Source organism: Vibrio sp. 10N.222.55.C6 (assembly GCF_041473395.1).
Taxonomy (GTDB): domain Bacteria; phylum Pseudomonadota; class Gammaproteobacteria; order Enterobacterales; family Vibrionaceae; genus Vibrio; species Vibrio crassostreae_C.
In genome coordinates, this window is sequence record NZ_JBFRSD010000007.1 from 65,172 (window position 1) to 72,712 (window position 7,541).

The 7,541-nt window shown below is 42.0% G+C and carries 6 protein-coding genes; 3 read left to right on the forward strand and 3 right to left on the reverse strand.

The window, feature by feature from the left end; genetic code table 11:
• The first annotated feature begins 12 nt into the window (after positions 1–12).
• Positions 13–2,460, forward strand: a complete 2,448-nt coding sequence (locus AB4486_RS07930; protein WP_017060333.1) for a molybdopterin guanine dinucleotide-containing S/N-oxide reductase — start codon at positions 13–15, stop codon at positions 2,458–2,460.
• Between the two features lie 141 nt (positions 2,461–2,601).
• Positions 2,602–2,814 carry a TIGR02450 family Trp-rich protein gene (locus tag AB4486_RS07935; RefSeq protein WP_017068050.1) on the forward strand — a complete coding sequence of 71 codons (213 nt, stop codon included), beginning with the start codon at positions 2,602–2,604 and terminating at the stop codon, positions 2,812–2,814.
• 29 nt (positions 2,815–2,843) lie between these two features.
• Here AB4486_RS07935 and AB4486_RS07940 read toward each other — a convergent pair whose 3' ends face one another.
• Together AB4486_RS07940 and AB4486_RS07945 are read right to left on the reverse strand one after the other, a co-directional pair.
• Positions 2,844–3,581 (reverse strand): HAD-IIB family hydrolase, encoded by a 738-nt coding sequence (locus AB4486_RS07940; RefSeq protein WP_102429182.1) that lies wholly within the window; start codon positions 3,579–3,581, stop codon positions 2,844–2,846.
• A 435-nt stretch (positions 3,582–4,016) separates the two neighbouring features.
• Positions 4,017–4,436: a nuclear transport factor 2 family protein gene (locus AB4486_RS07945; protein ID WP_347232041.1), complete on the reverse strand. Its 420-nt coding sequence runs from the start codon at positions 4,434–4,436 to the stop codon at positions 4,017–4,019.
• A gap of 144 nt (positions 4,437–4,580) precedes the next feature.
• Here AB4486_RS07945 and AB4486_RS07950 point away from each other — a divergent pair, with 144 nt between their 5' ends.
• Positions 4,581–5,447 carry a LysR family transcriptional regulator gene (locus AB4486_RS07950; RefSeq protein ID WP_102429183.1) on the forward strand — a complete coding sequence of 289 codons (867 nt, stop codon included), beginning with the start codon at positions 4,581–4,583 and terminating at the stop codon, positions 5,445–5,447.
• Positions 5,448–5,475: 28 nt separating this feature from the next.
• Here the strand turns inward: AB4486_RS07950 and AB4486_RS07955 are convergent, their stop codons facing one another.
• Positions 5,476–7,335 carry a helix-turn-helix transcriptional regulator gene (locus tag AB4486_RS07955; RefSeq protein ID WP_102429184.1) on the reverse strand — a complete coding sequence of 620 codons (1,860 nt, stop codon included), beginning with the start codon at positions 7,333–7,335 and terminating at the stop codon, positions 5,476–5,478.
• Positions 7,336–7,541: the final 206 nt, after the last annotated feature.

The following is a 7,541-nucleotide window of genomic DNA, read 5'->3' on the forward strand; positions in this document are numbered from 1 at the left end:
AAGGATAAAATTATGACTAATATGACACGTCGTGGATTTATGAAAGGCACAGGTATTACAGCTGGTGCGTTGGCATTCACATCTTTGACGCCGATGAGCGCAATTGCTTCGGACAAACGTGGTTCTGGTGTTCTAACATCAGGTCGTATGGGACCAATGCTGTGTGAAGTGAAAGATGGCAAGTTAGTGTCGACGACGAATGCACTGGCACAAACGGTTCCAAATAGCCTGCAGACCACAGGCCCTGATCAAGTACACACCAAAGCGCGTGTTAAGTACCCTATGGTTCGTAAAGGCTACTTGGCTAACCCATCTGCACCTGAAGGTGTACGTGGTAGTGATGAATTTGTTCGTATCTCTTGGGATGAAGTGTACAAATTGATTCACCAACAACACTCACGTATTCGTCAAGAGCACGGTGCGGAATCTGTATTCGCAGGCTCTTATGGCTGGCGTTCAAGTGGTGTTCTGCACAAAGCGCAAACGCTTCTACAACGTTACATGAGCATGGCTGGTGGTTACTCTGGTCACTTAGGTGATTACTCAACAGGTGCTGCGCAAGTTATCATGCCGCACGTTGTGGGTTCGATTGAGGTGTATGAACAGCAGACGACTTACCCAGTTATCCTTGAGCACAGTGATGTGGTGGTACTTTGGGGCCTAAACCCAATTAACACCTTGAAGATCGCTTGGAGCTCAACCGACTGTGCAGGTCTTGAGTTCTTCCACCAGTTGAAGAAGTCGGGCAAGACAGTGATTGCGATTGACCCAATGCGCTCTGAGACTATCGAGTTTTTTGGTGACAACGCAGAGTGGATTGCTCCTCACCCAATGACTGACGTAGCCATGATGATGGGTATCGCACACACGTTAGTGAAACAGGGCAAGCACGATAAAGAATTCTTGGGTAAATACACAACAGGTTACGACGTATTCGAAGCTTACTTGATGGGTAAGGAAGACGGCGTAGAAAAATCTGCTGAGTGGGCGTCTGAGATCTGTGGTGTGCCAGTGAAGCAGCTTGAGCTACTTGCGGATATCTTCAGTAAGAACCGTACTATGCTGATGTCTGGCTGGGGTATGCAGCGTCAACAATACGGTGAACAACGTCACTGGATGTTGGTTACGCTAGCGACAATGCTAGGTCAAGTTGGCTTGCCTGGTGGTGGTTTCGGTCTTTCTTACCACTACTCAAACGGTGGTAACCCTGCTCGTGATGCAGGCGTACTTCCTGCGATTTCAGCGTCACTTGGCGGTGGTTCTTCGGCGGGTAACGATTGGGCTGTTTCAGGATCTGTGAACGCATTCCCTGTAGCTCGTATTGTTGAAGCGCTAGAAAACCCGGGTTCAAGCTACCATCACAATGGTCACAACCTAACGTTCCCAGAGATCAAAATGATCTGGTGGGCAGGCGGTGCGAACTTTACTCACCACCAAGATACCAACCGCTTGATCAAAGCTTGGCAAAAGCCTGAGCTGATTGTTATCTCAGAACCTTACTGGACAGCAGCAGCTAAGCACGCGGATATTGTTCTGCCAATTACTACATCGTTTGAACGTAATGATATGACGATGACGGGTGACTACAGTAACCAACACTTAGTGCCAATGAAGAAAGTGGTTGAGCCACAAGGTGAAGCTCGTAACGATTTCGATGTATTTGCGGACATGTCTGAGTTACTTGCTCCGGGTGGTCGTGATGTGTACACCGAAGGCAAGACCGAGATGGAATGGCTGTATGGTTTTTACAAAACCGCACAGCAAGGTGGTCGTGGTCAGCGTATCGTAATGCCTAACTTCAGCAAGTTCTGGGAAGATAATCAGTTGATCGAGATGAAGTGGAACGAGAAGAACGCACAGTTTGTTCGTTACGCTGATTTTCGTGAGAACCCAATCATGAACCCACTAGGTACACCAAGTGGCAAGTTCGAGATATTCTCAAGAACCATTGAAGGTTACCAACTAGATGATTGCCCTGCACACCCAACTTGGTTAGAACCAACAGAGTACACAGGCAACGCTAAAGATGGCGAACTGCAACTGATGACAGCGCACGCCGCGCACCGTCTGCATAGCCAGTTCAACTACGCGAAGATCCGCGAAGAGTATGCGATTGCAGACCGTGAGCCGATTTCAATTCACCCTGAAGATGCGAAAGCTCGAGGCATTAAAACGGGTGACTTGGTTCGTGCACATAATGGTCGTGGACAAGTATTGGTGGGTGCATTAGTGACGGATGGCATCAAACAAGGCTCTGTATGTATCCATGAAGGCGGTTGGCCTGATTTAGATAAAGACACAGGTCTATGTAAAAACGGTGGCTGTAACGTGCTTACGTTGGATATCCCGACTTCTCGTTTGGCGAATGGCTGTGCTGCAAACTCTGCGCTTGTGAAGATTGAAAAATACACAGGTCCAGTATTAGAACTCACGGCATTTGATCCACCTAAAAACGGCTAATCTTTAACAAGTAATAGCTAACTGAATGAAGTCAGCCTAATCGCTGGCTTTTTTTGATCCTTTTCTTGCGACGAAGACTATTACTCAGTGTCGGCTAGACAATCCATAATAATCAATGACATCTAAGCGAGAAATAAACTCATGAATCGAATCAATCCAAAGAAACTACTTCGCAGTAAATGGACGGCCGTTAGCCCTGTAAAGAAAGAAAAACACTTTATGGTCACAGAGGTCGAGTTTGAAGAAGGGGAGGTTATTCGTTGTTTGATAGAAGCGGTGATGACCAAACGAGAGGAAGACATCAACTGGCGGGATCTCACCGACAAGGATCATTGGCTTCCCGGTTGGAAATAAGGATAGCAAGTAGGGAGCAGTCCTTATTTCTAATTACCCGCTGCTGCACGTCCTTGCCAGTATTTAAGGCCTTCTAAGACACCCTCAGCATGTGTTGCTCTACTCGTGTATACGTTGTCTCTATCCGATAGGTGAGCAACCTCTGGGTAATGGTTAGCAACCAGTATCGAGTTTACGCCTTCAATGGTGAGCATTGAGGTGTCGTTAGCTGAATCACCGGCAACGCAAACCTGGTCAATGCTCAAGTCGTGTTGCTTCAAAAGATGGTGGATAGCGGTTGCTTTGTTGACTCCCTTTGGTGTGATGTCTAGATACCAGTCGTGTGAATACGTTAGGTGAACATCTAATCCGTGCATCTCCAAGCTAGATTCAATCAGTTCGTGTTGAGGCTCTGAAAGCTTTCCTTCAAAGGTGATCTTGTAATCGCCTTGATGGTTTTCTATGCGATCACCCATAAAATCAAGGGGGGCGAGAGCCGTCTCTACCCTTGATTTGTTCCAAGAAGCTTCCAGTTGGTTATGCCAAACATGGTCTGGTTTTTGGGAATGAACATGATGAATTTTGGTGCCCACATCGCTAATAATACTGTGTGGCTTCGGGTAGTTATCCGATTCTAAACCCATTCGAATCGAAGGTAATGTTCTTCCTGTCGCGATGATAAAGCGAATATCAGGTTGTTCTGTGAGGTAATCAAATAGCTGGTTAACACCGTGAGATGAGCCTCCATCAAGCGTACCGTCAAAGTCACACACCAACATTTTTATCATTCGAATTCCTTGTCTTTTTCTCTATTTCGTCACGGGAAAATGCTTATTTCTTTTATAAAGAATGGCTCAGCAATGAGCACTCTACAAGTTGAAGTTCAGCTTAGATAATCACCAATTGGCAGTTTGCAGCAAGTATCACAGTTGGTGTGACGTATTAAAATTCTTGGTTGAAAAGGTTGATTTCAACTCGCTGACTTTAGCCGGTTGACCTTTGGTTTTTAGGTAGAGATTGAGAGTTGATCTTATATTTTTTATCGAGCGAACTTTCGCCTCGGAAACATCATGAAAGCTTAATAAATAGTTCGTATTCGAATTGTTTGTGCACGAACTAATTATGGCTTTTGTTGGTTCATTCAGCCTATTAATTACTCTAATGTAAAATTAATATTCAATAATCTACGACTACGTAATACATAATATTGGCCGTACGCTTATCTAATTTATCCCTTTTATTATCAGTGACTTGCTTTGTTTTTGCTTATTTTTTGGTCTTGTTGTTGCTGGTCTGGTTTCAGTCTGTTGCCTTGTTTTACCGAGCGAAGAACCTTGATGTTCATGATGTACAACGCCAAACGCTTTGTTCATTGTCCAACTCGCGGTAAGAATGTAACCGCCGTCTGTGTGCTCTTCCCATTTTACATCGGTGTAATCAACGTCTTTGAAACCTTGGTCGATGATGTTTTGCCAAAATGCTTGAATCGCTTCATGACCTTCAAAAGTACCAAATGGACGCGCTTCCATTACACAGCTTTTAGTATATTGATCGGCACAACCTTTCGCATCTTGGTTGTTGAAAGCCTTTTGCCACGCGTTAATGCCTTGCTTACATGCTTCTAAAATTTGGTTGTCTAACATTGTCTTTCTCCATAACAGTCTTGTTGTTTCGAGCACTGTCTTTTTTATTTGGTATTTCGATAAGTTGAATTGAGTTTAGTCTTGGAAATTGATTTGAAAAACAGAGATAATAGAAAATACTGTTTGTAAAAAGAGAACAATAAGATGAGTAAGCTAAAGCAGATGTCGATTTTCGCTCATATCGTAGAGCAGGGTTCAGTCTCGGCTGCGGCTGAAAAGTTAGAGTTGTCTAAATCTGTCGTCAGTCAACATCTCAAAATTCTAGAACAAGAGTTAGGCGCCTCTCTCCTTAAACGCACAACACGAAGACAAACTTTGACAAGCATGGGTGAGCGCTTTTATTTGAGTTGCAAAGACATCAATGTGATCGCTGAATCGGCTTGGGATATGGTAAAAGCCGAGCTAGAAGAGCCACAAGGCCGGATTCGTATCACAGCTCCGAATGCCTTGATGGATTTATTGGTAGCGCCTGTTATTGCCGAACTGATGAAACAATATCCGAAGTTAAAGCCAGAACTGATAAGCGACGATCAGCATTTAGACTTCATGGAGCACGATATTGATCTCGCGGTACGAGTGGGCAGTTCTCGTGATAGTAACCTCAAACAGAAACGCTTGGGTGAATTTAAAGATGTGTTGTGTGGCGTTGAAAGCATGCGTGAACGCGAACTTGATTCTATCCCTTATATCGCTAACTCATGGCAGGGGAAGCAGGTGACTCATCATTTTAGTTCTCAAACTGAGCAGGACTTTGTCTACCAACAGCAAGCTAGTTGCGTCACCAATTCGTTCCACAGTTGCCTTGCACTGATTAAATCAGGTGTTGGTATCGGTGTGATTCCAGATTTCTGCATTCCTCAGTTATTTGGTGATGTTGTCGACGTGCTGCCAAGCTTTGAATTACCCACCAACACGGTTTATGCGCTAAACCCATTTGCTTCAAATACGCCTATCGCCATCAAGCTGTGTATCCAAGCGTTGGAAGAAAAGCTTAAGCAGAATTTAGTATAAGCTTTCTATCGTTGGTAAAATCCGGTGCTTAACCATATTTACTAATAAAAGAAATAACATGTTTATTACTCAGTAATTCGATCTTGTCGATAGTCAGTACGCAATAGCGATAGTTTTTGTTTTTGAAGGTGATGTTCGACTTTTGTTCTGTTGGTTCTGAAAACTTCCATATTTCAAATCCGATGTTCTTCATAAGTTCCAATGCACTTGGGTTCTTTATGATCATGGAATACTTTTTAATCTTAGTATTTCTTGCAAGAAGCTTCATATCGGAAATCAGGTTCGCAATAGATTGTTCACGCTTCTCAGAGTGACCGCTAACCACAATGTAATTTAAGTTATGATTAGAATCTAAAGAGCAGGCTTGCTTAATATGTAGATGTTTATTTTGGTATTGCTCGAATACCTCTTCGTTGAAGAAAAAACCTAGGCTATGACTAACAATATCGCCATTAACATCGACCATTTTTCTGCCATGCGCCTTTTTTTCACTGCAATAGAGAAACAGGTCGATAGTATCAAGAGCTGAAGGATCCACCTTTGTATATTGTGAAATCAGCTTTATTCTATCTATTACTGATTTGTCATTCTGATCTGTCATTAGTGGCATGATCTGACAGTCGCAGCCTTCTTCTATTTCCCCTTTAGTGATAGACGATATTCGGCTTTGAAACGAAAAGAACCTCTCACGAAGGAAGTCTTCAAGTAATGCACTGTCTTCGTTATCTTCTGAATCAAAGGATTTCAACGTTGTATACAAGTCCAGACCAAGGCAGTCCAGTAGCTTTAGGGCTTTGTAATTACTTGGCTTTACTTTGCTATTTTCCCATCGATTTATCGTTACGACATCTACAGAGCTGAATTCATCATCTAAGTGATTAATGTATGCCGCAAAATCCTTTTGCGTTAACTTCAATTTCTTGCGCGCTTCGCGCAGTAATTGCGGAAATTTCATCATGGTAGAATATTCATCTTTGATTAGTGACATTACGTTCCGATTCGTCAGATAGTCTATTTTATCAATCGTTAATATACAGTAGCTATAATATTTATTTTTGAATGTAATATTACATTTTTTAGCAGAAGGTTCTGAAAATTTAAATACTTCAAACCCCACGCCCTTCAAGAGTTTCATCATGTTGGGGTCTTTTACTAAAACAGAATATTTTTTAATGTTTTTGTTCTGAGAAAGTAACTGTATATCTGAAACTATATGCTCAATAACATGATCTTTTGTCTCTGAGTGTGAGCTTATATTAAAATAATTTATGCTTTTGCTTGAATTTAAAGAGCAGGCCATTCTTAGATCTAGCTCTTGAGTTTTTAATGTTTCAAATTGATGGTCTTCAAAGAAAAAGCCTACGTTGTGACTCACAATGTCACCATCTACATTGATCAGTTTGTGACCATGTGCTTTTTTCTCACAGTAGTAGAGATATAAATCAATTTGGTCCAATGGCGAAATATCGACTTTTGTGAATTTAGAAAGTAGTTTGATTCTGTCGATAACGCCAGTGTCACACGGCTCTGACATTAAAGGCCGTGACTTAAAGTTGCGTTTGCCTTGTTGTTGATTCAGGCCTGATAGAGCTGAAATTCTACTTTGAAATGAGCCATAGGATTCGTTTAAAAACAGTTCGATTAGTGTGTCTTTTTGTTCGGATTTAAAGCTCTTTATTGTCTCAAACAAATCTCCGCCAAGGTACTGTAAGATCTTGAGTGCTTTGTATGTACTAGGCTTTACCTTACTGTTTTCCCAACGATTTATCGTTACGACGTCAACCGCATTAAACTCGTCGTCCAGCTGATTTAAGTAGGTTGCAAACTCTGTTTGTGTAAATTGAAGTTCCTTTCTGAAGTTACGTAACAACTGTGAAAACTCACTCATTAAAACATTAACCTTCTGATAATTAACTCAATGTCTTGATTCTAATTTAGACATCAGATTCTCTATTTAACATCTTCAGTAATTTGTTTTTTACAGATGTTAATTGTTCGGATTATTTGAACTGTATGTTGCGCATGTCCCTAATAGGCTAAGTGCCAAATTAGTGACGTCAAATCTATGGCTTTTTGCCTAGACACTTGTCAATC

Bases quoted from the DNA above. Each gene is read 5' to 3' on its own strand.
- AB4486_RS07930 (WP_017060333.1), top strand. From the start codon at position 13: ATGACTAATATGACACGTCGTGGATTTATGAAAGGCACAGGTATTACA.
- AB4486_RS07935 (WP_017068050.1), top strand. From the start codon at position 2,602: ATGAATCGAATCAATCCAAAGAAACTACTTCGCAGTAAATGGACGGCC.
- AB4486_RS07940 (WP_102429182.1), bottom strand. From the start codon at position 3,581: ATGATAAAAATGTTGGTGTGTGACTTTGACGGTACGCTTGATGGAGGC.
- AB4486_RS07945 (WP_347232041.1), bottom strand. From the start codon at position 4,436: ATGTTAGACAACCAAATTTTAGAAGCATGTAAGCAAGGCATTAACGCG.
- AB4486_RS07950 (WP_102429183.1), top strand. From the start codon at position 4,581: ATGAGTAAGCTAAAGCAGATGTCGATTTTCGCTCATATCGTAGAGCAG.
- AB4486_RS07955 (WP_102429184.1), bottom strand. From the start codon at position 7,335: ATGAGTGAGTTTTCACAGTTGTTACGTAACTTCAGAAAGGAACTTCAA.